This window comes from Aedoeadaptatus coli (assembly GCF_900343085.1).
GTDB lineage: Bacteria > Bacillota > Clostridia > Tissierellales > Peptoniphilaceae > Aedoeadaptatus > Aedoeadaptatus coli.
Genome location: NZ_OPYI01000019.1, coordinates 1 through 23,947 on the forward strand (window position 1 = coordinate 1; position 23,947 = coordinate 23,947).

The window sequence follows — 23,947 nt, forward strand, 5'->3', positions numbered from 1 at the left end:
AACTTGCCGCCTATATTTTGGTGCAAACACGATATGATACTTACAATTCCAACTTGTATGTGCTAAGCTGTTCTTATCCATATGGATACCTCCTTGATATTTTATTGCCGATAACACAATAATTTTATCATGGGAGGTTCTTTTTTTACTTAAAGCTAAAGCTTTTTACGCCTACCACCAGCATAGCTGGTGGTTTATTCATGCTAAAGCGCACAAAAAAAGGCTGCCGCAATTTTGCGACAACCTTTTATTTTTTTGCTTCCGGCACGTCCATGTTCTTTCGCCATTTTCCCTTGAAGTAATAAATCAGGGTCATGATGCAGGTGAAGACCCAGCTGATCGGGTAGCTCCAGCAGATAATGTCGATGGTTTTGTACATGGGCATGGCGGTAAAGATCCAGCCCAGGCGAATGATAAACATGCCGATTAAGGTAATGATCATAATGGGCACGGCGGTGCCGCTTCCCCGAATGGCGCCGGAGAGGACTTCCGTCACGGAGAAGATGACGTAGAAGGGCGCCAGGATCACGATCATTTTCGTTCCGTAGAAGATGACGTCTTTTTCCGAAGTGAAGATTTTCATCAGGGGCGTGCGGAACACGACGAGGATCGTGGAGACCGAGGCCACGAAGAGAAGGGTCATGACCAGGGCCGTGATGATGCCGGACTTCAGGCGCTCCCATTTTTTCGCGCCGATGTTTTGGCCCACGAAGGTGGTAATGGCCAGGGCGAAGGCCTCGAGGGATGTAAAGACGAAGCCGTCGACGCGGCTCGCCGCGGCCACCCCGGCGATGGCCTGAGCGCCGAAGACATTGATCTGCGCCTGAATGATGACATTAGACATGGCGATTAAGCCCCCGGAGACGGCGGCGGGCAGGCCGATGGCCACGATGTGCTTTAATGTTTCCTTGTGGAAGCGAATGCGCTTCATGCGCAGGCGGTAGATGTCCGTGGTCTTCAAGAGGCTCAACATAACGAGGATGCCCGACACGGATTGAGCAAGGACCGTGGCGATCCCTGCCCCCACGGCGCCCATTTTAAACACGCCGACGAAAATCAGGTCGAGGACGATGTTCAGTCCCGCGGCAATGGCGAGGAAGTTGAAGGGGCGCACGCTGTCGCCGACGCTTCGAAGCACCGCCGAGCCCATATTGTAGACCATGACGGGAATGAGCCCGGCGAAAAGAATGCGCATGTAGCGCACGGCGGGGCCCATAACTTCCGGCGGTGTGTCGATCATGGCGAGAAATTGCGGCGTGAAGATCACGGTGAAGATCGTAAGCACCAAGCCGCCGTAAAGGGCGATGGCGAAATTGGTGTGCACCACCTTGGAGAGGGCGGCCCGATCCTTCGCGCCGTAATGCTGGGCCACCAAGACGGAGGCCCCGGTGGAAAGGCCCATAAACAGGGCCACGACGAGGACGGTAATGGCGCCGGATGCGCCGATGGCAGCCATGTCGATCTTTCCGGCGAAGCGGCCGACGATCAAAAGGTCCACGGTATTATAAAGCTGCTGCAGTAAAGCGGAAAGGAGGAGAGGGAGCGTAAAGCTGAGAAGGCTTTTCCAGATCACGCCTTCCGTTAAATTGACATTTTCTCGTTTCATAGTCCCTCCCTTTCTTATTTTTTCTTCATTTTACGATGAATTATCTTAACACAGGCCGGGGGATTTTCCCACCGAAACGGCGGAATTTTACAGATTTTTTCCCTTTTCCACGGTTTTAATTATGGATTGGGCGAAGGCGTAGCGCATGGCCATGGATTCAAGTACCATGACCCCTTCGATGGTGGCGCCGGCCGGGGAGGTGACTCCGTCTTTTAATTGGCCGGGATGCAGTCCCTTTTCCGTCATAAGATCGCAGGTGCCCGCCACGGCTTTCGCCGCCAGCTTGTAGGCCAATTCCCGCTTCATGCCGCAGGCGCAGGCCCCGTCGACGAAGCCTTCGATTGCCATGGCCACAAAGGCCGGGGTGGCACCGGTGAGGGCCGTGACGATGTCCAGATCCTTTTCCTCCACCTCGATGATTTCCCCCGCGCCCTTTAAGAGATCTTCAAAGGACGCCTTTTCCTCCGCGCTCATGGCGTAGCCCGGGGTGTAGGCGATGACGCCGCTGCCCACGGCGATGGGGGTGTTGGGCAAGATGCGGATGATTTTTTCCGTGGGCGCCATTTTTTGCAGGCGCTCAAGGCTCACCCCGGCGGCCATGGACACGATGATCTGCCCTTCCACTTTCGGCACGATTTCTTCCATGACCTCCGCCACTTTGTAGGGCTTGGTGGCGATAAACAAAATATCGGAATGGTCCACGACATCCGCGTTGTCCCGGGTTTGGAAGGTGGCGATGTCTTTTTCGTGGGGGCAGCCGACGAAAAGTTCGTGGCCTTCTTTTAAAAATAAATCGTAGAGGGCCCGGCCCATATTGCCGAGACCGATAATGCCAATATTCATTTGCGTCCCTTCCTTTCTTGAAGCGCTATTCTCCTTACAGTATACTATTGAACAGGAGGTCATGCATGGATAAGACGATTTCTCTGAAAAAATTATTTTTTACATTTTTAAAGATCAACACCTTTACATTCGGCGGCGGCTACACCATCGTGCCCATTATTCGGGACGAGTTTGTGGAGCACCAGCCCCTGATCAGTGAAGACGATATGTTGGACATCGTGGCTCTGGCCCAATCGGGGCCCGGCGCCATGGCCATCTCCGCCTCCCTCTTGACGGGATACAAATTGCGGGGCCCGGCGGGGGCGATGGTGTGTTTGATCGCAAGCGTGCTGCCCTGTCTGGTGATTATTCTCTCCATTAACATGGCCTACCGCCAGTTCCGCTCAAACTTTTACGTCAACGCGGCTTTGGTGGGGATCAGCGGGATTATTTCCGCCGTGCTCTTTCTCACCACCTACCGCATGGGCAAGCGGGCCATAAAAGACGACCACGGCTTTTCCGTGGTGATGATTCTCGTGGCCACGGCCCTGGGGATGCTCACGGATATTAATACGGCACTGATTATTTTGCTTTTAGGTTTCAGCGGCATTTGCATTACAAAATTTGAAGATCACACGAAAGAAGGACACTGATGAAAGAATTTCTGCACAAGAAGAACGTGCACCCGAATTTAAAGACCTACGGTATCGACGCCTTGGGGGCCATGGCCTACGGCCTCTTCGCCACCTTGCTGATCGGCACCATTTTAAACACCATCGGCACCCAGCTGAATATTCCCTTTTTAACGGACACCCTCTGGCCCATGGCCCAGGCGGCCACAGGCCCCGCCATCGCCATGTCCATCGCCTTCGCCCTGGACGCGCCGCCCTTGGTGCTCTTCGCATCTTCCGTCGTGGGGGCTGCGAGCTACGACATCGGCGGCCCGGTGGCGGTCTACATCGCGGCCATTGTGGCGGCGGAAGCGGGCAAGCTCATCAGCAAGGAAACCCGGGTGGACATCCTCGTCACCCCGGCGGTCACCGTCCTCACCGGGACCTTGATCGCCGTCTTGGTGGGCCCCTCCATTCAATGGCTTATGGAAAGCGTGGGCAAGCTCATTATGGCCGCCACGGAACAACAGCCCTTCGTCATGGGGATTTTAGTGGCCACCATTGTGGGCATCGCCCTCACCCTACCCATTTCCAGCGCCGCCATTTGCATGATGCTTTCACTGGCGGGCCTTGCCGGCGGAGCGGCCACCATCGGCTGCTCGGCGCAAATGATCGGCTTTGCCGTGATCTCCTTTAAAGACAACGGCTTCGACGGCTTCTTCGCCCAAGGCCTCGGGACAAGTATGCTTCAAATGCCCAATATCGTGAAAAATCCCAGGATATGGATTCCGCCCACCGTGGCCGGCGCCGTGATCGCGCCCCTTTCCACCGTGGTCTTTAAGCTGAAGAACACGCCTCTGGGAAGCGGCATGGGCACCAGCGGCCTCGTGGGACAGATCGGCACCATCCAAGCCATGGAAGGCGCCATGCCCTTTTCGAAACTCATCCTCGTGATCCTCGCCCTCCACGTGATTCTGCCCGGCCTCATCAGCTATATCGTCTACCGCGCCATGAAAAAGCGGGGCTGGATCGCCGACGGAGACATGCGCCTGGACATTTAGGAGGCCGCCGTGTTACTTGCGAAATTATTTTTTGAATTCTTTAAGATCGGCCTCTTCTCCTTTGGCGGCGGCTACGCCACCATTCCCCTGATCCAGCAGTTTATCGTGGAGCAGGAAGGCTGGCTCACCATGACCCAGTTTACGGATCTGGTGACCATCAGCCAAATGACTCCGGGACCCATCGCCATTAACAGCGCCACCTTCGTCGGCGCCCAAGTGGCCGGGCCCGTGGGATCGGTGGTGGCGACGGCGGGGGTGACGGCGCCGCAAACCATCATCATCCTTACCCTGGCCTACTTCCTTTTTACGAAACAGCGCTCCTTCCGCCTCATGGACATGCTCCTTCGAGGGATCAAGGCGGGGATCATCGGCCTGATCTTCATCGCTTCCTACGACATGTTTAAAAACGCCCTGTGGCCGGAAGGGGGCAATTTGGAAATCGTCGCCCTCATTACCTTTATCGTCGGCGGCGTGCTCTACGCGAAAAAAATGGACCTTATCAAGCTCATTATGCTGGGCGCTGTTCTCGGCATCGCCTTAAAACTGGCCTTGCCCTTCTTCGCGTAAGTTGTTTCTTCCCCGCGGTTGCGGGGAATTTTTCTAAACCGAGGTGAATCATGAAATACATTCTGGCCATCGACGCGGGCACCACGTCCAATCGGGCCATTCTCTTTGACGAAGACGCCCGGGTGATCTCCGTGGCGCAAAAATCCTTCCGCCAATTCTTTCCCCACCCGGGCTGGGTGGAACAGGATCCCGCGGAAATTCTGGCCACCACCGTGGGCGTCTGCGCCGAAGCCATCGCCCAAGCTCAGGTGGATCGAAAAGACATCGTGGCCATGGGCATTACCAATCAGCGGGAGACCACCATTCTTTGGGACAAGAAAACGGGCCGCGCCATCGCCCCGGCCATTGTGTGGCAGTGCCGCCGCACCGCCGATCGGGCGGAGGCCGTGAAAGAGGCGGGCTACGGCGACATGATCCGTGAAAAGACGGGCCTGGAGGTGGACGCCTACTTCTCCGCCACAAAAATCGCCTACATCCTCGACCACGTAAAAGGCGCGCGGGAGAAGGCGGAAAAAGGCGAAGTCCTCTTCGGCACCGTGGACAGCTTTCTCCTCTACCACCTCACCGGCGGCGTGCACCGCACGGACATTTCCAACGCCTCCCGCACCATGCTCTTTAACATTCACAGCCTGGATTGGGACGAGGCGCTCTTGAAGCTTTTCAACATTCCCCGGGCCTGCTTGCCGGAAGTGCTTCCCACGGCGGCCCATTTCGGCGATACCCTGGCGGAACACTTCGGCATTTCCATTCCCATTACGGGCATGATCGGCGATCAACAATCCGCCCTCTTCGGCGAGCAGTGCTTCGAGGTGGGCGAAGTGAAGAGCACCTTCGGCACCGGCGCCTTTGTCTTGATGAACACGGGCCATGCGCCCATTATCAGCGAACACGGCCTCCTCTCCTCCTGCGCCTGGGACATCGGCGAGGGGCCTGTCTATGCCATGGAGGGCAGCATTTTCGCCTGCGGCAGTGTGATTCAATGGCTGAAAGACGATCTTGGCCTTATCGCCTCCCCGGATGAGACGGCGGCCTTGGCCGAAAGCGTGACGGAGAAAAATCCCATGGTCTTCGTCCCGGCCTTTACGGGCCTGGGCACGCCCTATTGGGATCCCGAGGCCCGAGGCACCATTTTCGGCATCAGCCGCTCCACGACCAAGGCCCACCTGGTGAAGGCGGCCCTCGACGCCATCGCCTACATGAGCGCCGATGTCATCGACGCCATGGAAAAGGATTTAAAGGCGAGCCACGACCGCATTCTCGTGGACGGCGGCGTAAGCCACAACGATTATTTGATGCGTACCTTGGCCGATGCCATCCACCGCTCCGTCCACCGGCCGGCGCTGGTGGAGACCACGGCCTTGGGCGCCGCCTTTATGGCGGGCATGGGCTGCGGCCTCTACAAGGACATTGCGGACATAAAAAAACGGGCCTCAAAGGCCCAAGTCTTCGCCCCCACCGGTGCCGATCTCACCGCGGAACGCGCCCGCTGGAAAAAAGCCGTGGCCCCACCATGGCCAATCACATGGATTGACCGAAGGCGACCAGGCGCTGAATTTCTTTCTCGTGATCCGCACCATCCCCCGGCGTTTCCAAAATCATGGGGAGGTTCTTCACGGGATCGGCATAGAGAAACCGCCCGATCACATCCAAACCGATTTCGCCCGCACCCACCGGTGCGTGGCGATCTTTTTTTGCACCGAAAGGGGTGAGGGAGTCGTTCACGTGAACGGCCTTAATTTTTTCAAGGCCGATTAATTCGTCGAAGGTATTAAAAAACGCCTCGGGATCCGAGAGATCGTAGCCGGCGCTGAACAAATGGCAGGTGTCCAACACCACGCCCACATCCTCCGAAGCCACCGCGTCGATGATTTGTGCGATCTCCTCGAGCCGATACCCGATTTCCGTGCCCTTGCCGCTCATTGTCTCGAGGCAAATGGCGCGATGGGGAAATAATGCCTTCGCCTGATCCATAGCGCGAATAATCCGCTCCACGCCCACCGACCCACCGTCTTTCGTGTGGCTGCCCGGATGAAAGACGTAGACCGTATCCTCCGGGTAGTGGCCCAGGAGATCCATGTCCGAGGTGAAGATCTCGAAGCTCTTTTTGCGCACATCCTCCCGGCTCGAAGCCAAATTCATGGTGTAGGCGGCATGGGCGACGACGGGACCGAAAGCATTTTTCTGTCGAATAAACTTTTCCATGTCCGCCATATCCAATTCCCGGGCCTTGGAGCCCCGGGGATTGCGCGTAAAAAACTGAAATGTACTCGCGCCAAAGGTCTTCACTTCCTCCATGGTCTTTACAAAACCCGACGTCGTGGAGGTGTGGTAGCCGATCGTAAGCATAGTATTTTCCTTTCTTTCTTAACTCCTCAAAAGGCGCAAGAAAAAAGTGCCCGCAGGCACTCTCTTCGAAATCTCTCGATTAAGCCAGGGGAATGTAATTGACCACGGGCACCTCGTAGGGGTGGATGCGGTCGATGATCCGCTGTACTTCTTCCCGGTCCTCTTCGGCGATGCGAAATTCCATCTTCATTTCCTCCCGCGTCTGCACCTGACCGACGACGCCGTCGTAGGGATCGGCGCCTTCCAGGGGCCGCCAGTGGCCTTCCACCTTCGTCAGGCTGAAGGTGTAGTCGTAATTGCCTTCGCGAAAAATGTCCGCTTCGTTTAAATCATTGGCGAGCTCCACGACGAAATCTTCCGGTACAAAAATTTCAACTTTTAAGTAACTCATAGAACCTCCCCTTGGATTTCTTCATCCTCGATTTCTTCATAAATCGGGTCGATTTCATCGAATGCGCCGCGCGCCACCAGTTCCCGAATAATATCCACCACGGCGGCGTAGCCGATGAGGCCGAAGATGACCGTGCTCACGACATTCAATACCTTCATCAACGCGCCCTGGGTCATGCCCGATGCCGCAGCGGCCACGCCGATGCCCCCGGAAAACACGAGAACGATGATGACGACGATGGCCATGCGGCCGAAAATCATGCCCTTGTGGCCCTTGGTGATTTGCCAGGATTCCTTAATGGGCGTAAAGACGCCTTCTCGCCCGCGAATGCCGTCGATTCCGATGACGGCGCCTAAGGGCACCATGGCCAGAGAAAAGATGATCGCCGGCACAATGAGCAAGAGGAAAAAAACGACGGTGAGAATTTTTTCGATAATATACGTGCCGATCGAGGAGACCAGCTTCGGATCAAAGAAGAAAAAGGCGTCGACAAATTCCGGCTCCGTGCCGTAGCGGGCCATGCGATAGATCATGAGGATCAGCCCGTAGCCCACGAGGCCCACGGCGATTAAATAAATCGAGTGAACGAGAAGGGACACGCCGGCCATGGTGCCGAAGTGAAATTCCGGCATGGGCATGGCGGGATTCGCTCCCGGTGTCATAAAAGCGTCGGTTCCCAAGCCCATCATTTCAAAAATTTGGCTGAAGGCGGCGACGATGACAAGATAAATAAGTAAACTGGGAAACATGGCCTTGTAAATATCCATGGTTGTTTTCTTCATAAGCAGCTCCTTTCGGATTTTGAATGCGGTTTACATTTCTTTATACCCAACGAGGCAATAAATTTCACGCTTTTTACATAGGAACCCGCCGTTTGCCGTTGATTTTTCGAATGGCGGGCAGGGCCTGGGACACGAATTGCCCCGTGAGGATCAAGGCGCAGCCCAAGATCTTCTTCGGATAAAAGACCTCGCCGGCGAAAAAATAGGCGGCGAAGGTGCCGAAAAGAGATTCCGTGCTCATAATCAGGGCGCTCTCGTCGGGACTCGCGTCCCGTTGGGCGCCGTTTTGCAGATAAAACGCCACCACCGTGTTCAAAAGCACGATGTAGCCCATGGCCAAAAGGGTCTTGTGGGTCACGGGAGCGATGACCGTGCCTTCGCCGAAAATGAAAAAGAGCACGATGGACGCCACCCCCGCCACGAAAAGCTGCACCATGGTAAAGGCGATGGCGCTTTCAACTTTGGGCATGTAGTGGTCGATGCGTAAAATCTCTACAGTAAAAAGAATGGCCATAATAAAACTCAACACGTCGCCGCGGTTTAAAACCAGGGAGGGGCCCAGGGTCAAAAAGCCCACGCCGAATACGGTGAGAACCGCCGCCACAATAATGTTTTTTCCCGGACGAATCCCGGCGATGAGAAAGCGCAAAAGGGGCACGAGCACCACGTAAATGACGAGAATAAAGGTCTGATTGGCCGGCGTCGTGTACCGCAAACCTTCCATTTGAAAAGCCGTACTCGTCGCCAACAAAAATCCCACTTCCGCCCCACCGATGACCGTAGTCTTGTCGATCTTTTTTCGATCCTTGGGAAAGAGCAAACACAGGACAAGAGAGCCGACCAGAAAGCGCAGCACCATAATAAAATAGGCGTCGAAACTATCCATGGCGATCTTCGCCGCCACAAAGCAGCCGCCCCAGATCATGGCCAGGGCGAGGAGCATGAGATTGGCCCTCCCCTTTCGCGACAGGGCTCTAGTCATCCAACCAACTCTTCAATCGGTCCATCTCCTCCGCATCCGCCAAGCCGTAAATCACCGGCGTCACCGTGACAAAGTCCCGCTCCAGGTAGTAGCGGTCCGTGCCCGGGGCGTGTTCCATGGTGCTTCGGCCCTTGAGGGACAGGCGGCGTTCCCCGTCGACTTCCTCTTCGAAGTAATAGTCGTAGGCATTGTCGCCGATTTCCGCCACGCGAAGGCCCTTTAATTCGTCCTCGTCTAAATAAGGCACATTGATATTCAACACCATGGGTTTCGCCGAAGAAAGAAAGGGCTTCTTTACCTTGTCGAAAATCTTTTTCGCCACGGACGACGCCGTGTCGTAGCGGCACTGCCCCTTGACCCAGCGGGCGCTGACGGCCACGGAGGGAATCCCCAAAAGCACCCCTTCCATGGCGGCGCTCACCGTGCCGGAATAAATAATGTCCATGCCCGCGTTGTAGCCCGCGTTGCAGCCCGAGAAAATCACATCGGGCTTCCAGGGCACGATCTTGTCGAGCCCGGCCCGCACACAGTCCGCCGGCGTGCCGCTCACGCTGTAAGCTTCCACATCGACCCCTTCGATTTCCACAGGCTTCACGATCAACGAATGCTTAATCGTAATGGCGTGGCTTTGGCCGGAATGCTCTTCCTCAGGCGCAATCACCACCACCTCGTGTTCCTCGGCCAACACCTTGGCCAGGGCCTGAATGCCCGGAGCAAAATACCCGTCGTCGTTGGTCAAAAGAATCTTCATAAATCCTCCTTAGAGCTCGATGAAGCGGGAAGGCGCCTTGGCCTTGGCCACTTCTAGAATAAAATCCCTGCCTTCGTAAATGGCGTGCTCCGCCAAAATTTCCCGGGTCGCCCGCGCCGCCAACAGGGGCCGGTTGTTTTCCTCAGACAAATGGGCCAGCACCACGTACTCGCCCCGCTTCTCCAAGAGCCCCGTCAAAAGCTCCCCGCAGTGTTCATTGGACAAATGGCCCCGCGTCGATGCGATCCGGTCCTTTAATATGCGGGGATAGGGCCCCGTTTGAAGCATCTCCGCGTCGTGATTGCTCTCGATGTAATAGAGATCGCTGCCGCTCATCTTCTCGAGCATGGATGTATTCACCCAGCCCGTGTCCGTGAGCACGGAAAGCTTCTTGCCCCCCGAGCGAATCACATAACCCGTGCCCTCGGCGGCGTCGTGAAACAGCCCCATGGGCACAATGTCCAGATCCCCGTAGGAAAAAGGCTGCTGCGTTTGAAAGACGTGGCGCTTGTGATCGTCCACCCGCTTAATCGTCTTGGCCATGGCCATCCACGTGTTCTCGTTGGCGAAGACATCCAGCCCATAGCGGCGGGCCAAAATTCCCACGCCCTTTACGTGATCGCTGTGCTCGTGGGTGACGAAAATGCCGTCCAGTTCCGAGGGATCCACCCCCACGGCCCGCAAATTTTCCTCGATGGCCTTGCCGCTTAAGCCGGCGTCGATTAAAATCTTTTTTTCGTTCGTTTCTATATATTGGCAGTTGCCGCTGCTGCCACTGGCGATTGCACAAAATTTCATAGTTTCCTCCACAGCCTATTATAGCAAACTCTTCGCCCGGGAAAAGGGAGGAAACACATTCTTCTCATACGCCCCACGGGAAATTTACAAAAGCACGCAAAAAAATCCCCGAAACCGGAGGAGCTCCGACTTCGGGAAAATTTAAATTATCTCGCGGCCCGCTTATGTAAAATGGCGATCCACTTTTCGTAAGCGCGGTTAAGTTCATCTTGACCGCCTCGGCGAATCAATGGCGGCTTGGGCCCAGTGGCCTGCGGGCACGTCGAAGAAGGAATGGCCCGTGCCTGCAACTTGAATCAAGCCACCGGATTCTTGAACGTAAGATCCCTTGCCCGTATTAAAAATGGAGTTATCAATGGTTAAATTCGATCCTTCCGAGGTGATCGCCCCTCCGGCCACGCCGACTATGTCCTTATAACTTTTCAACATAAAAGTAGAGTCTTTAACAGAGGCCTCGGAGCAGTTTTCAAACTTTATGCCGCCACCTGTATTGAAGGGTCCAAAAATAGTAAAGCGCGCGTTGGCGATCTCCACGTTCGTTCGCGTCGCTTCGATGGCGCCCCCTTGACGACCGCCTTCTGTAGCCGAGCTATCCAAGTGATTGTCTATGAAAGATGTACCGTCGATCGTCAGCGTCGAATCCTCGATCTTAATGGCACCGCCTTCGGAAAACCTGTCTTTGGATAAAACTTTGGAACCGGTGTTATTGTCCACAAAGAATCCGCCCTTGATTGTGACTGTCGATCCTTGTTTCACACCCTTCGTCGCAAGGATGGCGCCGCCGGAAAAGTTTTGGTCGTTACTTGCATTTTGTTTCAACGTTTCCGTCGATCCGTTTTGTAAATCTGCCATTTTCAGAATGACGGTGCCGCCTTTGACGTTGATTAAGCGCCCTTTGCTTTTTCCGTCTAAGATAATGTCATTCAATGTGAGGCTCTTTCCCTCGGGGACTTTAAACATTTGATCTTTGGAGAAACCATCAGCCAATATTAATTTAGGACGATTCTTCGGGTCCCCGGAAATAACCACATCCTTCTTTATCACCAAGGTTTCCGTCACGGTGATATTCTGCTTTAACGTAATCTCTCCGCCGGCTGCCACTGCATTTTTTAATTCGTTAAAATTACCGACGCTCGCAGCGAAAACAGGGGTCTTTTCCAATACCAGCACCAGGGCCAAGACCATAAAGAAGATCCAATGTCTCTTTGCGTGCACCTTTTTCATGCTTTCTACCAAAATAATAACAGGCAAAAGAAGCTATCTGTTCAAAAGATAAGTTCTTTTGCCTGTTGTGAAGCGGACATTAAAAGGAGGCAGACGGCGCTGTCTGCCTGTTTCTTCGGGGAATTTACCTAAACCATTCATCTCCCACCGTCCTTTTCTATATTATTTCTATCATATCAGGTAATGTATGAGTTTTCCATTGTTTTTATGGCATTTATCCGTTTAAAACTCGCCTATTTTCCTATTGCAGACGATAAAAAAGGCACGGACCGCGGGGTCTGTGCCTTTCGCACTATTTGCCTTCCGTAAAGAGCATCGCCATGTCTTTAAAGATGCGGATCGTGTCTTCGTATTCGTCGATTTCGATGTATTCGTCGATTTTATGGGCCATTTTCGTAAGGCCCGGGCCGTAGACCACGAGGTCCACATCTTGGGGCAGGTGAATGTAGCGGGAGAGTTCGCAGGTGCCGATGAGGGGGCGGACCTGTATGTTTTTGTCTTTGCCAGCTTCTTTCAGGGCGCGAATCAGGGCCGACTCTTTTTTCGATTGAGCAGCATCCAGCACTTGGTTCAGTTCCAATGTGAGGGTGGCGTTCTCGGGATTTTCGTTGTTTTTGTCCACGGCGGCCTGAAGGAGCGCCACGGCGCGGGCGGAGTCGTATTCCGGCACGGTGCGTGCGTTGCCTTTAATGACCACGTAATCGGGCACGGAGTTGAATTGCCGGCCCCCTTCGATGACGGAAAAGACGTTGAGTGTCACGCCCAGTTCGTCGTTCCGGTAATCGGGGTTGTTTGTAACGGCGTCGAATTCTTTTTGGGTGTTTTGAATGAATTCCGCCGCGGTCATAATGGCGTTAATCCCGAGCTCGGGCATGGAGGAATGGGCGGCTTTGCCTTCGCCGTGAATGGTGTACATAATGGAGCCTTTGGAGGCGAAGATGGCTTGGTTTTCGCCGTCGCGCTTCGTGGGCTCGGGGATGACGATGCCGTCGACCTTATCCAGGTAGCCGCCTTCCACCAAATCCAGTGCGCCTTGCATGCCCACTTCTTCGCCGACGGTGCCGATAAACCAAATTTCTCCGGCGAAGTCCGCGCCTTCATCGGCGAGATCCAGAATCATGGCCAGGGCCGCCGCCACGCCGGCTTTCATGTCGCAGGTGCCGCGGCCGTACATTTTATTGCCTTCGATGACACCTTCAAAGGGCGGGTGCGTCCAGCCATCCCCTGTTTCCACCACGTCCAGGTGGCCGGAAACGGCAAAGATTTTGCCGGGGCGTGCGCCTTTCAGCTTCACGAGGATGTTGTCCCTGCCGGGATAGGAATTTATGATTTCTGTTTCGATGGATTCATAGTCCTTAAAGAGCCCGGCGATGTATTGGGCCACTTCTTCTTCCTCGTCGTTGACCGAGGGAATTTGAATGAGTTCTTGTAAAATTTTCAGGTGTCGTTTCATGGCTGTCTCCTTTATTTTTCTGTCTTTCCGGCGAAGGGTTCGGCGTTTTTATGGGCGAGGAGCCACAAGAGGCCGGTGAGCAGGGCAAAGCCGATGTTGATGATCCAGGCGATGTGGTAGCTGCCGGAGGCGTCGAAGATGTAGGATACGAGCAAGGGACCGAAGGCCGCCCCCACTTGGGTGGAGGATTGCACGAAGCCGTAGGCCTCGCCGTACATGGCGCGCCCGTAAATGGAGGCGGTGACGAGGGGCGGAAGGACGGATCCCAGGGCCAGGCCGAAGCCGAAGACCACGGCCACGAGCCAGGGCCCCCATGCAAAGGGCGCAAAGAGCATGGCCACAAAGCTTAAGGCCAAAGTGCTTGCGCCGAAGAAGAGGGCGTGGTAGATGCCGTATTTATCGGCGATGCGGCCCAAGAGGAGTTTCCCGAAGACGCCGAGCAAGAGGTAAATGGATACGACGGTGCCCGCCGTTTGAAAGCCCGCCGCTTCTTGCAGGGCCGGCGGAAATTGCAGGGAGGCGCCGTTGGCCAGGCCGTTCATGACCGAGCCCAAAAGCAGGAAGATAAAGAAGCTGCAGGACATGGACGCGGCGATGGAAAGGCCGACGTTTAAGGATTTGTTCGTGTCCTTGGTGGGATCTGCCGGCAAGTCGTCGGATTCTTTGTAGCCGTAGGGCTTCATGCCCTTATCTTCCGGCTTCAGATAGATCAAGAAGACGCCGAAGACCACGGCCAGGGCCAGAATGATCATGGCGTAAACCCGATAGGACATGCGCCAGCCCACATTGGCGATGAGGCCGTTGACCAAGGGGCTCAACAGGGCGCCGCCGGCGGAGATGCCGGAGACGGCGATGGAGGTGGCCAGGCCCTTTTTGTCCGAGAACCAGTTGTTAATGAGCATCATCATGGGAATTTGCGCCGTGGTTATGTAGGCGGCACCGACGACGAGGCCCAGGGCGTAAAATTGGTATTGATTTTGCGCCAGGGAATACCCGAACACCGCCGCGGCAAAGGCGATGGCCGCCGCCGTCCAAATGCGCTTGAAATTATATTTCGTCAGAAACACGGAGACGACGGGCCCGAGGAAAATCCCCACGGCCTGGGTAATGGTGCCCGTAAAAGAAAAGGCCGTTCTGGAAAAGCCCAGGTCTTCGGTAACGGCGATCTGCCAGGTGTTGGACAGGGAATTCACCACCGGCACATAGACCCCGAGGACCATCATGGCCACGATTAAAATTACCCAGGCGTAATGGAAACCGCCTTCTCGATTGGATTCGCGTTTCATAACTACCCCCCTCATTTTACACGTTCTTAATTTGCTCTGATGTATACCCTATATTTTTTTAAAAAACCTTTTTACTCGGAGAAAGGCTTTTATTTCACCTGATTTTCGTTTTAATGTCGATCCACGGAATGCAGCATACATTATTTTTAATACATTGCGTTCGTTTTCCCGCCTTTTCCCGCTCAATTTTATCGCTTTCGCCTCGATAAATTCAGTGCTTTGTATAATTGTGCGGTAAATACGTTATATTTCTGCAATTTTTTATTTTTTCCTTGTAATAAATCCTTTTGTTTTATATATTAGAGGAGCTATGTTATTTAAAAAACTAAGTAAGGAGTGAAAACGTGTTATTCCAATTATTCGTCATGTTCGGGACGGCGCTTTTGGGCCAAATTATTTCCGGCCTCCTGCCCTTTCCCTTCCCCAGTACGATTATCGCCGCCTTAATTTTATTCCTCTTGCTGGAATTCAAAATCGTCAAATTGGATCAGTTAAAAGATGTGATCCATCTGTCCAACAAGTACTTAGCCATCGTTTTTATCCCCGTGGGCGTGGCCGTCATGGAGTATTTCTCGGAATTTTCTCTGGACGTGTGGCTTAAAATCGTCGTGATCATCGTGATCTCCACCGGCGCCACCATGATGGTCACCGGAAAAGTGAGCGACGTGATTATCGCCATGCAGGAAAAAGTGAAAGGAGGCAAAAAAGATGCTTGATCTCATCACCCAAACCCCTTATTTCGGGCTGGTTCTTTCGATTCTGTTCTTTATTTTGTTTTCGAAGCTCAGCACCCGCTTAAACGCGCCTATTTTAAATCCCCTTTTGTTTTCCATTATCGCCATTATCCTGGTCCTCACCGTCTTCGACATCCCCTTGAAAAATTACCAAGCCGGCGGCTCCATGATTCAAATGGTGATTTCCCCGGTGGAAACCATCGTTATCGGCGTGAGCCTTTACAAACAAAAAGACACCCTGATTAAGTACCTGGTGCCCGTCCTTATTTCGGTCACCGTGGGCTGCGTCTTTGTGGTGCTTTTTGTGGTCTTTTTAGGCAATGTGATGGCCGTGCCCCAAGAGGTGCTCCTTGCATCCATTCCGAAATCCGTGACCACCGCCATCGCCATGGAAATTTCCGGAAAAATGGGCTGGATCGTCTCCATTACCGTCATGTTTGTCATCTTGACCGGCATTGTCGGCGCCGTGATCGCGCCCTACTGCATCAAACTTGCGCGAATTAAAAGCCCCGTCTCCAAAGGCTTGGGCATCGGCACCGCCGCCCACGCCGTGGGCACCAGCTACGCCATTACCCTGGGCGAAGTGGAAGGCGCCATGAGCGGATTAACCATCGGGCTCCACGCCATTATCGCCTCCGTTGTGATGCCCTTGTTGATTAATTTGCTGGGATTGTAAAAGAAAAAGCGCCCGAAGGCGCGCTGAAAATCATGAATCGAGTGAGCATGTGCGCACTCGATTTTTTATTGCGTTTTAAACTAGTTTTTTGCTTGTTTTTTTACGGCGATGCCACAGACAATGACCGCCACAATAAAGAGAAGGGCCATGTACCATAGATTGTCATAGCAGAAGCCGTGATTCAGCATCAACTTAAAACCCCAAGGTGCAGGAAAGATTCGCCCTATTTTTTCCAAACCATCGGGAAGGAGCGAACCGGGAAACAGAATGCCCGACAGCATGATCGACGGCAAAAAAACCAGTTGCGCGACCATGGTCAATTTCGCTTGACTTTTTATGGTTAATCCTAAAACACTTCCTATGCTTAAAGACACGAGAATATAGATGGCCAAGGCGAGAAAGAAGGCCGGAAGATCCGAAGGCAAGGTCGCATCAAATAAAATCGGCGCAAGCATAACGATGGCGATGCCGGTAAGCAAGAGATGAAGAAAGGCTGAAATCAACGTGGTAATAAGACCCAAGTATACGGGCACGCCGTTTGCCTTGTACATTTTTTTAATATCGCTTCCGTAGGTCTCAATGAGCGACGGCGGCATGCCGATAAACGCCCCCATGGAAACACTCATGACGATCATGGACTGAATGAGGGTGTTTTCCATTTCCGGCATAACGGATGTAAAGATGCCGCCCATAAGGAGGAAAAATATCAGCGGAACAATGTAGCAGGCTACCAAGAGGGATTTGCTCCGCATATCCAACTTCCACTGCAAGGCGATGCCGTATAAAAAACCTCTCATTCTTCTTTCCCCCTTGCCATTTCGATGAAATGCTGTTCCAATGTTCCGCGATCGACTTTTATGTCCAAAAGATGGGTACCCTTTTTCTTTAAATCCTGAAGTAGGGAAATCAATGTATCTTCAACGGTGTCCGTCTCGTAGGTACTGACGCCGTCTCGGGTTTTAATGTGGATGAGGTATTTTTTTCCAATGGTTTCTGTAAGTTCCGATACCGTGCCGCAGAAAGCGATCCGGCCGCGATTTAATATGGCCAAACGGTCGCATAACGTTTCAATCTCCGCCATATCGTGGCTGGCCAAAACAATGGTCTTGCCCTGTGCTTTCAGTTTACGAATCCGGTCGTGCAGTGAAACCCTGCCCTCCACATCCAGGCCCGCCGTGGGTTCGTCGAGAAAGAGTATGTCCGGATCGCCGATCATGGCGAGGGCCAGGTGCAGTCGTCTTTTTTGTCCTGTGGACAATTGGCCGTATTGTTTTTTCTCCATATTCTGTATGCCCAACGCATCGAGGGTGGCCGGATCCAATTTCGATCGGCTCCATGTTGAGAACAATCCGACGGCCTCCATGGGTTTTATATGGGCGGGCAGAGACGAAGACTGCAATTGTATACCCATTTTACCCTTCACGTCGATGGATCCGCCGTCGTAGCTTCTCAAGCCCTCGATGCACTCCAAGGCCGTGGTCTTTCCCGCGCCGTTTACGCCGAGGAGGGCGAAGGTCTCGCCCTCTTCGATAGAAAAACTTAACCCGTTGAGCACTTGGTTCTTTCCGTAACTTTTCTTTAAACCACGAACGTCGATCGCGCGATTCATTCTTTCACCCCAATCAACGGATCCTTCCCCGGCGTCGAAAAATAAATTTTCAGAGCCGGCTCCAGGTAGTCATTTATCTTTTTTTGTCTTTCTTCCCAGGCATTGGTTGCCGTGTCGATGGTGCCGATCTCCATGAGTTTCGGGAGCATCGTCATATCGCCATTTGTAAATTCCATGATCAATTCCCAATACGCTTCCACAACCTCTTGACACCGCTCGCTTTCCGGAGGCACCTGCGCCTCTTGGAGGGCGAGGATCTCATCGCTTAAGCGATTCAAGCGATCCATAAACTTTAATCCGCTTTCTTTGTTAAAGCGATTGCGAATCTTATCGAGGGTCTCATCATCGAAGCGTTTGATAAGGGAGTATGAGTCGTTTTTCATTTGCAAATTCACAATAATATCTGCATACTTTTTAAAATTGACCGTCTGCATTTGCAATACTTCTTCCCGCAACTGCTCGATTGATGTCAGAGAAGCCTTTAGCAACTCAATTTTCTCCCGTATACTATCCGCCTGATCCGCGAGAGCTGCAGCCACATCCTCCGGGGTCTCCAGAGAAATCAAGCGATGTTTAATGGCGTCTAATGAAAAACCCAAGGACTTTAAGGCCTTTATTTGATGGAGGCGAACAAGATCTTTGTCCGTATAAAGCCGCCTTCCGCCCTCACTTTCCGCAGAAGGAGATAATAGGCCCTCCTTGTCATAATACTGTAACGTCCGAACCGTTACGCCCATTTTCTTTGCCACCTCTCCCACCGTCATGAACTCCGGCGGTATGCTTCGATGTTTTGTCACGTCGATCGACCTCCTGTGCTTTACTATACATCATTACGTAGGGTCACAAACAAGACCCTGTAAGTGAAACACTGTATTTTCTTATCCACGCTCGAACCACTCCATGGCCACGCTTTAAAATTCAATTTACACAAATTTAACGAGCCACCGCCTCCGAAGGATGTATACTGGATTTATGTAATCCTTCGTAATTTATGCAGGAGACGATCCATGAAACTTTTGATTCACGACATGATCGGCGCGGAGTGGAGCTTCGCCGCAGATAAGGTGATCGTAGCCGACGGCAGGTACGCGCCCTGCAAGGGCTGTTTTCACTGCTGGACCAAGCACCCGGCCCGCTGCGACTATAAGGATTCCCTCGAGGAAATTGCTCGAGTGCTCGGCGAGGCGGACACGCTGATAATCGCTACGAGAAATTGCTACGGCTCATATAGCCCCCAAGTGAAGATCCTTTTAGACCGGGCCATCGGCACCTCCACGCCCCTTTCCACCTATCGGGGCGGGAAGATGCACCACGGCCTGCGCTACGGCAAAAAAGACGCCTTTCTCGTTTCCGTCTACGGGCCCGTGACGGAAAGGGAAAAGGCGACTTGGCAGCTTCTCGTCGCAAACAATGCCGTAAACGAGGGCTACCTTCGCCACCGAGTGGAATTTTTCCCCTCCTCGGACGATGTGAAGGAGGCGCTGACATGAAGACGGTCCTGCTCTGCGGCAGCCCGAAGAAGCGGCTGAGCGCGTCGGCCTTTCTCCTGAAACTTGCGGCGCTTTTTATCGGCAGCGAAAAAACTTTTGTGGCGATCCCCACGGTCCCTTCCCGCTACGGCCCTGTTTTGTATACGCTAAAAGGCGCGGACAATCTGCTCTTCGCCATGCCCCTTTATGTGGACGGCGTCCCCGGCCACGTCTTGGCCTTTTTAGAAGCCCTGGAGGCGTTCGCCAAGGAAGAGGATCTGCATCCACGCGTCTGGGTCGTCGTAAACAACGGCTTTATCGAAGGGCGGCAAAACGCGCCCCTCATGGCCATCATGGAAAATTTCTCCGCGGCCTGCGGCTTTTCCTTTATGGGCGGGCTGGGCATCGGCGGCGGCGTCATGCTCAACGTCATTCGAATCCTCTTGGCGGCGCAATTTTTCCTGATGCTCATCGTCATTTTTGCGGGCTACCTCGCCGAGGGGCGTTGGATCGTAAAAGAGCCCGCAGAAAACTTTCTTTTAAACCTGCTCATCAACGGCGCCCTGGCATCCGCCGCCCTTCTCGAGCTCATCTCCCTGGCGCGGCACATCCGCAGGCAAGAAGATTTCGGCAAAAAATACACCCGCATCCTCCTGCCCGCCTTCGTCTTTATCGTCGTCGCCGATGTGTTCTTCTTTATCGCCTCCCTTCTTCAAGGCGGGTTATTTCGCGGCTGGCTCGCAAAGAAAAAGCCCACCGACGCTTTTTTATGAAAGCGGAGGATGGACTGAATTGCAAATACGCAGTTTAGAATGACGATGCTTTATGCAAATACGCAGTTTAAAATCGGCCGATTTAATACAAATACGCATTAAAAAAGGATAGGCCTGTGCCTATCCTTTGCTTCTCTCCTTACTCCCATTCAATGGTTTCCGGGGGTTTCGACGTGATATCGTACACGATCCTGTTAATGTGTTCCACTTCGTTGACGATCCTGACGCTCACTTTGTCCAGCACTTCGTAGGGGATGCGGGCCCAATCGGCGGTCATGAAGTCGCTGGTGGTGACGGCGCGCAATGCCAGGGTGTAGTCGTAGGTTCTGAAGTCGCCCATGACGCCGACGATGCGATCCAACATTTCGTCAAAGGCCTTGTCCATCGATTCACCTGCCATTCATTCGCTTTTAAATTTCTTCTATTCCCAAGCTAGTCAAGTAATTATACGTCTCATCGTAAAAGATAGACTGCCTCGTTTCATCCTCGTCGCAGCCTTGCGGAATAAAAAGAACCATGCCCTGTCTCGCCCGCGTCAAGAGGACCCGATAGGCATTTTTCAAATAAATCTGATCTTCTCGCTTATTTATATTGTTCCACACGGTGCCTTTAAACCTCTTATACTCCCACCTCCCATGGCTCATGCGCAAATCCGCATCCCAGGCGACAATGGTGTAGTCCAGTTCCAACCCTTGAACGGCAAATTCGGTAGCCACATCTTCTAGGCCATAGCAGGACCGGACGTCGTCTTTGCCTTTTAAAAACCAATTGGCCTCATTAATTTTGTTTTTGACGAAGATTCCTTCCGGTTTCAGGCGCAAGGCACCGCTCGTCGCAAGCAGGCCGTAACGCTGGGTTCCCCGCGCCTTCTCCCGCACCCATGTTTTTGCGCGATCCAGATCCCTCGTGATACAAATAGGGTATTTCTCTCGAATTTTTGCGTAGCTCTTTTTTGCCTGCTCACAATCAATGTCCAACATCGCTTTTACAAAATCTGCTAAATCTGGTGTTCGAAACGAGCGCAAAGACACTGAAAGATGCAAATCTTCCACTGTGATCGTATCCAAATCGCCGATCATCTCTTCCCATGTGCTATCCATGACGTATTCTTCCTTTAAATGATCGGAAATATAGATGTCCCAGTCCTTAAACCGATGCCTTAAGGCATGAAACCATTCCGGAAGTCCGCCTTCTCCAGTATATATCTCTTGTCCGCCACCGATCAGGCAAACGACGACGGCCCAGTCGCTGTGGCGATCCATGGTGCTAATTAAAAATTCGGGTTCGCTATGTTGAAAATCGTTTATCCCTTTCCTGTTTTTCATGAACTTTTCGATCTGCTCCGCATTCCATGAACGTTGGGCCTCGTCATAGATCACGACGTGTTCTGGTGGAACATGATCGTTGTTTACAAAGGAATCGCGATACTTGTGAATAATCTGAATAAAAGACTTCACAGCCCGTCGTTCGTCATCCTTCGTCGCCTTTAATCCGCGGCTTTTCATCTGATTTACTTTGTTCTCGACTAAGGCCTCTTGCAACACCTTAACCAACGGATAATTTCCCGATAAAAAGACCGCATGCTCGTCTTTTTTTGCATTGGCTCGTTGCGTGCTTAAATTCAAGCCTACTAGAGTTTTGCCCGCACCCGGTACCCCGGTGACGAAACAAATGGACTTTCGGGCTTCGACTTTACTTTTGTCGATGATTTTGTTGACGGCATCGGTAGTGACAGTGATGTTTTTCGCTCCCGCATCGTTTCGCGTAATCTCTTTCACGTCGTGATTTATGTAGAGAGCCTGGGCTGCCTCCACGATGGTGGGCGTAGGCCGATAGGGGCTGTTGATCCACGCATCGTAAGAGAAGGGCTCTTGAGGATAACCCTTGGCTACGCTTCGAATAAGCGCCCCAAGTTCACTGTCATTGCATTTTAGCGGCCACATCACTTGATCCTTGAATTCTATTTCATTTGGCACGTGGGGTGCCTCCGTAGCGATCAGGATGGGCACGATGAATCGATGGCGACTTTCCTCATGAAAATTTTTTAAATCCAGGGCATAATCATAAACCTGGTCGTAGTCGGCGCGATAATAATGCTCGCTCCCGCATTTAAATTCCAAAACAAAGACGATGTTTCGATACAAGACAATGGCGTCTACGCGCTTGCCCATGCGGGGGATCGTGTATTCAAATAAAATTCTGCCATTGGATTCATCAAAATCCTTAAGCTCTCTTTTCAAAATGGCGATTTCGTCTTTCCACGTATTCCGCTGAAGATTGCGCGTCTCCGCCGAAATATCATTCCCCATAATGGTTCCTAAAATAGCCTCTTGGGATCGCTTTAAAAATTCACTAATCGTCGACTCATAATAGGCGTTTAATCGCCCCATCCTCTTCCTCCTTCATCATTTGGCAATCCTTGCCCAAATTCTTTCATCCACCCTTCCCTTTTTATAAAAATGGCGCCATATAGAAAGGCAAATAGAGCACGCCCTGTTCTTTTTTTAAATCCTTCCCGTGAATGACGCAAGGGGAGGCGATGCGATCGGAATATTTTTCTCGAAATTCATCTAGGGAGCGATGCTTTCTGTAGTTCGACGACTTCACCTCGATGGGACTGAGTTTGTGTTTCTCCGGCAGTAAAAAGTCTACCTCAAATGTCCGCCGACGTTCAGGGTCGTAGGAAGCGTAGTAAAAAAGCCGGTAGCCTTTGGATGAAAATAGTTGGGCCACGACGTTTTCGTAGAGCATTCCCAGGTTCTTGGGTAATTTATCGCTGAGGAGCTTTTTATATACCGTGTTTTCCGTGAAGTCCCTATCTTTGAACATCAGGCTTACCATTAAGCCGGTGTCCGCTAAATACAGTTTAAACTTTTCAAGATGCTCATTCGTTGCCAAGCCGACAGCCGGGTCGTTGGTATGATAAGCCACATTCACGGTCATGGAGGCTTTCAATTCTGAAATTTCTTCCAATAATTGTGATGCGCGACTGTTTTTCAACACACTGGAAACTTGGTACCTGGACGAATTTCTAGAAAGTTCCGCTGGCACGGCGTCAAAAAGCGTCGATATTTTTCCACTGGGGTCGATTTTATAGAAATCCTCCTCGTAGAGATTGATGATGTCTCGCTTCACCTGATCCACCATTTCAAAATTATTCGTCTCTAAATAGGCTTGGATTGCCTGAGGCATGCCGCCGATGAGCATGTATAGGCGAAATTTTCGCATCATGCGCCTATTTTGCTCCTCGCCCAGAGCAATCCTTTCGTTAAAAGCGTGCTGCAGCAGCCCAAAGGTGGCATCGTCTCCTGTGGCCCATAAAAATTCCTCAAAATCCATGGGGTACATGGCGATCCTCCGCTCTTCGCTTGGAATCAAGATCTTGTCGACGTTTTTCCTAATGGAGATAAGGGAGCCTGTCTCGATGTAATCATATCTCCCATCGGCGACGAGTTTTTTTATGGCCTGTCTCGCCAAGGGATTAAATTGAACCTCGTCAAAAATAATCAGAGATGCTCGCTCATGTAGGCTCACCCCGTATTGCAATTGCAATTGCAGAAAAAAGTAATCCAAATCGTTCATGTCTTCGAACAGCTGCAGAACGTGCTTCGGCGCAAAGGCGAAGTCGATCAGGATATAGCTTTCGTATTCATTTTTTCCAAAGGCTTCGACAATGGTAGATTTTCCTATGCGCCTAGCACCTTCAATCAACAAGGCCGTTTTTCCGGCAGAAGTTTTTTTCCACTCCAGGAGCTTGTCGTAGATCTTTCGTTTGAACATGGAATGCACCTACTTTCAAATACGCATTATAATTAAGGCCATTATACTACAAATACGCATTAGAAAATCGGTGCTTTTCATGCAAATACGCATTAAAAAGGTTCTATGTCAACCATTGGGGAGTCTAGTGAAAACTAGGCTCCTTTTTGTTTTCCCAAATGCCATCTATCACCGATCTTTTGAACAGACAAAAAGCAGTTTTGTTCGGAAATGATGAAAGTTTTGC

General features: G+C 52.2%; 24 protein-coding genes and 2 pseudogenes. 8 read left to right on the forward strand and 18 right to left on the reverse strand.

Annotation, left to right across the window (positions count from 1 at the left end; all coding sequences use genetic code 11):
• From DG046_RS08845 to proC, 3 genes and pseudogenes are all read right to left on the reverse strand, one after another.
• Nucleotides 1-81 (reverse strand): annotated as a pseudogene (locus DG046_RS08845) (IS200/IS605 family transposase); the annotation flags it as partial.
• A 166-nt stretch (nucleotides 82-247) separates the two neighbouring features.
• Nucleotides 248-1,606, reverse strand: coding sequence for an MATE family efflux transporter (locus tag DG046_RS08850; RefSeq protein ID WP_108832149.1), 1,359 nt, complete (start codon nucleotides 1,604-1,606; stop codon nucleotides 248-250).
• A gap of 87 nt (nucleotides 1,607-1,693) precedes the next feature.
• Complete coding sequence (proC, locus tag DG046_RS08855) at nucleotides 1,694-2,449, reverse strand: pyrroline-5-carboxylate reductase (protein ID WP_159082114.1); 756 nt, start codon at nucleotides 2,447-2,449, stop codon at nucleotides 1,694-1,696.
• Nucleotides 2,450-2,514: 65 nt separating this feature from the next.
• Between proC and DG046_RS08860 the strand changes: the two genes are divergently transcribed.
• Genes DG046_RS08860 through glpK form a run of 4 tightly spaced genes read left to right on the forward strand, consistent with a single transcriptional unit; the run spans nucleotide 2,515 to nucleotide 6,376 of the window.
• On the forward strand, nucleotides 2,515-3,081 hold the full coding sequence (locus DG046_RS08860; RefSeq protein WP_108832151.1) for a chromate transporter: 567 nt from the start codon (nucleotides 2,515-2,517) through the stop codon (nucleotides 3,079-3,081).
• Nucleotides 3,081-4,100, forward strand: a complete 1,020-nt coding sequence (locus tag DG046_RS08865) for a PTS sugar transporter subunit IIC (RefSeq protein ID WP_108832152.1) — start codon at nucleotides 3,081-3,083, stop codon at nucleotides 4,098-4,100. The genes DG046_RS08860 and DG046_RS08865 overlap by 1 nt, the downstream gene beginning before the upstream one ends.
• A 9-nt stretch (nucleotides 4,101-4,109) precedes the next feature.
• Nucleotides 4,110-4,667, forward strand: coding sequence for a chromate transporter (locus DG046_RS08870; RefSeq protein ID WP_108832153.1), 558 nt, complete (start codon nucleotides 4,110-4,112; stop codon nucleotides 4,665-4,667).
• 50 nt (nucleotides 4,668-4,717) lie between these two features.
• Nucleotides 4,718-6,376, forward strand: coding sequence for a glycerol kinase GlpK (gene glpK, locus DG046_RS08875; protein WP_199909611.1), 1,659 nt, complete (start codon nucleotides 4,718-4,720; stop codon nucleotides 6,374-6,376).
• Here glpK and DG046_RS09850 read toward each other — a convergent pair.
• The 9 genes and pseudogenes from DG046_RS09850 to DG046_RS08920 form a co-directional block, all read right to left on the reverse strand.
• Nucleotides 6,267-7,013: pseudogene (locus DG046_RS09850) on the reverse strand (deoxyribonuclease IV); the annotation flags it as partial. The gene glpK and the pseudogene DG046_RS09850 sit on opposite strands and share 110 nt — an antisense overlap.
• A gap of 79 nt (nucleotides 7,014-7,092) precedes the next feature.
• Entirely contained in the window at nucleotides 7,093-7,404 is a 312-nt protein-coding gene (cutA, locus tag DG046_RS08885) for a divalent cation tolerance protein CutA (protein ID WP_108832155.1), read from the reverse strand.
• Complete coding sequence (locus tag DG046_RS08890; protein WP_108832156.1) at nucleotides 7,401-8,186, reverse strand: hypothetical protein; 786 nt, start codon at nucleotides 8,184-8,186, stop codon at nucleotides 7,401-7,403. Before DG046_RS08890 ends, cutA begins: the two co-directional genes overlap by 4 nt.
• A 73-nt stretch (nucleotides 8,187-8,259) precedes the next feature.
• Nucleotides 8,260-9,168 carry a DMT family transporter gene (locus tag DG046_RS08895; protein ID WP_108832157.1) on the reverse strand — a complete coding sequence of 303 codons (909 nt, stop codon included), beginning with the start codon at nucleotides 9,166-9,168 and terminating at the stop codon, nucleotides 8,260-8,262.
• Nucleotides 9,161-9,919, reverse strand: coding sequence for a 5'/3'-nucleotidase SurE (surE, locus tag DG046_RS08900; protein ID WP_108832158.1), 759 nt, complete (start codon nucleotides 9,917-9,919; stop codon nucleotides 9,161-9,163). Before surE ends, DG046_RS08895 begins: the two co-directional genes overlap by 8 nt.
• 9 nt (nucleotides 9,920-9,928) lie before the next feature.
• Nucleotides 9,929-10,717 (reverse strand): MBL fold metallo-hydrolase, encoded by a 789-nt coding sequence (locus DG046_RS08905; protein WP_108832159.1) that lies wholly within the window; start codon nucleotides 10,715-10,717, stop codon nucleotides 9,929-9,931.
• Nucleotides 10,718-10,921: 204 nt separating this feature from the next.
• Nucleotides 10,922-11,941: a hypothetical protein gene (locus DG046_RS08910; RefSeq protein ID WP_108832160.1), complete on the reverse strand. Its 1,020-nt coding sequence runs from the start codon at nucleotides 11,939-11,941 to the stop codon at nucleotides 10,922-10,924.
• A gap of 292 nt (nucleotides 11,942-12,233) precedes the next feature.
• A complete protein-coding gene (locus DG046_RS08915) occupies nucleotides 12,234-13,394 on the reverse strand; it encodes an ArgE/DapE family deacylase (protein WP_108832161.1) in 1,161 nt (386 codons plus the stop codon).
• An 11-nt stretch (nucleotides 13,395-13,405) separates the two neighbouring features.
• Nucleotides 13,406-14,680 (reverse strand): MFS transporter, encoded by a 1,275-nt coding sequence (locus DG046_RS08920; RefSeq protein ID WP_108832162.1) that lies wholly within the window; start codon nucleotides 14,678-14,680, stop codon nucleotides 13,406-13,408.
• 344 nt (nucleotides 14,681-15,024) lie between these two features.
• On the opposite strand from DG046_RS08920, the gene DG046_RS08925 reads away from it, so the two are divergent.
• Nucleotides 15,025-15,396, forward strand: coding sequence for a CidA/LrgA family protein (locus DG046_RS08925; protein ID WP_108832163.1), 372 nt, complete (start codon nucleotides 15,025-15,027; stop codon nucleotides 15,394-15,396).
• Entirely contained in the window at nucleotides 15,389-16,090 is a 702-nt protein-coding gene (locus tag DG046_RS08930; protein WP_108832164.1) for an LrgB family protein, read from the forward strand. The genes DG046_RS08925 and DG046_RS08930 overlap by 8 nt, the downstream gene beginning before the upstream one ends.
• An 80-nt stretch (nucleotides 16,091-16,170) precedes the next feature.
• Here DG046_RS08930 and DG046_RS08935 read toward each other — a convergent pair whose 3' ends face one another.
• The 3 genes from DG046_RS08935 to DG046_RS08945 are packed head-to-tail and all read right to left on the reverse strand — an operon-like array spanning nucleotide 16,171 to nucleotide 18,496.
• On the reverse strand, nucleotides 16,171-16,887 hold the full coding sequence (locus tag DG046_RS08935; RefSeq protein WP_108832165.1) for an ABC transporter permease: 717 nt from the start codon (nucleotides 16,885-16,887) through the stop codon (nucleotides 16,171-16,173).
• Nucleotides 16,884-17,699, reverse strand: a complete 816-nt coding sequence (locus DG046_RS08940) for an ABC transporter ATP-binding protein (RefSeq protein WP_108832166.1) — start codon at nucleotides 17,697-17,699, stop codon at nucleotides 16,884-16,886. Before DG046_RS08940 ends, DG046_RS08935 begins: the two co-directional genes overlap by 4 nt.
• Nucleotides 17,696-18,496 (reverse strand): MerR family transcriptional regulator, encoded by an 801-nt coding sequence (locus DG046_RS08945; protein WP_199909612.1) that lies wholly within the window; start codon nucleotides 18,494-18,496, stop codon nucleotides 17,696-17,698. Before DG046_RS08945 ends, DG046_RS08940 begins: the two co-directional genes overlap by 4 nt.
• 210 nt (nucleotides 18,497-18,706) lie before the next feature.
• Between DG046_RS08945 and DG046_RS08950 the strand changes: the two genes are divergently transcribed.
• Together DG046_RS08950 and DG046_RS08955 are read left to right on the forward strand one after the other, a co-directional pair.
• Nucleotides 18,707-19,189 (forward strand): NAD(P)H-dependent oxidoreductase, encoded by a 483-nt coding sequence (locus DG046_RS08950; RefSeq protein ID WP_108832167.1) that lies wholly within the window; start codon nucleotides 18,707-18,709, stop codon nucleotides 19,187-19,189.
• Nucleotides 19,186-19,941: a hypothetical protein gene (locus DG046_RS08955; protein ID WP_108832168.1), complete on the forward strand. Its 756-nt coding sequence runs from the start codon at nucleotides 19,186-19,188 to the stop codon at nucleotides 19,939-19,941. The genes DG046_RS08950 and DG046_RS08955 overlap by 4 nt, the downstream gene beginning before the upstream one ends.
• Before the next feature lie 139 nt (nucleotides 19,942-20,080).
• Here DG046_RS08955 and DG046_RS08960 read toward each other — a convergent pair whose 3' ends face one another.
• From DG046_RS08960 to DG046_RS08970, 3 genes are all read right to left on the reverse strand, one after another.
• Nucleotides 20,081-20,341, reverse strand: coding sequence for a GMP synthase (glutamine-hydrolyzing) (locus DG046_RS08960; protein ID WP_335340961.1), 261 nt, complete (start codon nucleotides 20,339-20,341; stop codon nucleotides 20,081-20,083).
• Between the two features lie 10 nt (nucleotides 20,342-20,351).
• Complete coding sequence (locus DG046_RS08965; protein ID WP_108832169.1) at nucleotides 20,352-22,331, reverse strand: DUF2075 domain-containing protein; 1,980 nt, start codon at nucleotides 22,329-22,331, stop codon at nucleotides 20,352-20,354.
• A 61-nt stretch (nucleotides 22,332-22,392) separates the two neighbouring features.
• Complete coding sequence (locus DG046_RS08970; RefSeq protein ID WP_108832170.1) at nucleotides 22,393-23,721, reverse strand: ATP-binding protein; 1,329 nt, start codon at nucleotides 23,719-23,721, stop codon at nucleotides 22,393-22,395.
• Nucleotides 23,722-23,947 lie beyond the last annotated feature (226 nt).

Bases quoted from the DNA above. Each gene is read 5' to 3' on its own strand.
- glpK (WP_199909611.1), top strand. From the start codon at position 4,718: ATGAAATACATTCTGGCCATCGACGCGGGCACCACGTCCAATCGGGCC.
- DG046_RS08950 (WP_108832167.1), top strand. From the start codon at position 18,707: ATGAAACTTTTGATTCACGACATGATCGGCGCGGAGTGGAGCTTCGCC.
- DG046_RS08905 (WP_108832159.1), bottom strand. From the start codon at position 10,717: ATGAAATTTTGTGCAATCGCCAGTGGCAGCAGCGGCAACTGCCAATAT.
- cutA (WP_108832155.1), bottom strand. From the start codon at position 7,404: ATGAGTTACTTAAAAGTTGAAATTTTTGTACCGGAAGATTTCGTCGTG.
- DG046_RS08915 (WP_108832161.1), bottom strand. From the start codon at position 13,394: ATGAAACGACACCTGAAAATTTTACAAGAACTCATTCAAATTCCCTCG.
- DG046_RS08965 (WP_108832169.1), bottom strand. From the start codon at position 22,331: ATGGGGCGATTAAACGCCTATTATGAGTCGACGATTAGTGAATTTTTA.
- DG046_RS08920 (WP_108832162.1), bottom strand. From the start codon at position 14,680: ATGAAACGCGAATCCAATCGAGAAGGCGGTTTCCATTACGCCTGGGTA.
- DG046_RS08960 (WP_335340961.1), bottom strand. From the start codon at position 20,341: ATGGCAGGTGAATCGATGGACAAGGCCTTTGACGAAATGTTGGATCGC.
- proC (WP_159082114.1), bottom strand. From the start codon at position 2,449: ATGAATATTGGCATTATCGGTCTCGGCAATATGGGCCGGGCCCTCTAC.
- DG046_RS08940 (WP_108832166.1), bottom strand. From the start codon at position 17,699: ATGAATCGCGCGATCGACGTTCGTGGTTTAAAGAAAAGTTACGGAAAG.
- DG046_RS08930 (WP_108832164.1), top strand. From the start codon at position 15,389: ATGCTTGATCTCATCACCCAAACCCCTTATTTCGGGCTGGTTCTTTCG.
- DG046_RS08955 (WP_108832168.1), top strand. From the start codon at position 19,186: ATGAAGACGGTCCTGCTCTGCGGCAGCCCGAAGAAGCGGCTGAGCGCG.
- DG046_RS08865 (WP_108832152.1), top strand. From the start codon at position 3,081: ATGAAAGAATTTCTGCACAAGAAGAACGTGCACCCGAATTTAAAGACC.
- DG046_RS08850 (WP_108832149.1), bottom strand. From the start codon at position 1,606: ATGAAACGAGAAAATGTCAATTTAACGGAAGGCGTGATCTGGAAAAGC.
- DG046_RS08895 (WP_108832157.1), bottom strand. From the start codon at position 9,168: ATGACTAGAGCCCTGTCGCGAAAGGGGAGGGCCAATCTCATGCTCCTC.
- DG046_RS08910 (WP_108832160.1), bottom strand. From the start codon at position 11,941: ATGAAAAAGGTGCACGCAAAGAGACATTGGATCTTCTTTATGGTCTTG.
- DG046_RS08860 (WP_108832151.1), top strand. From the start codon at position 2,515: ATGGATAAGACGATTTCTCTGAAAAAATTATTTTTTACATTTTTAAAG.
- DG046_RS08970 (WP_108832170.1), bottom strand. From the start codon at position 23,721: ATGTTCAAACGAAAGATCTACGACAAGCTCCTGGAGTGGAAAAAAACT.
- DG046_RS08890 (WP_108832156.1), bottom strand. From the start codon at position 8,186: ATGAAGAAAACAACCATGGATATTTACAAGGCCATGTTTCCCAGTTTA.
- DG046_RS08935 (WP_108832165.1), bottom strand. From the start codon at position 16,887: ATGAGAGGTTTTTTATACGGCATCGCCTTGCAGTGGAAGTTGGATATG.
- surE (WP_108832158.1), bottom strand. From the start codon at position 9,919: ATGAAGATTCTTTTGACCAACGACGACGGGTATTTTGCTCCGGGCATT.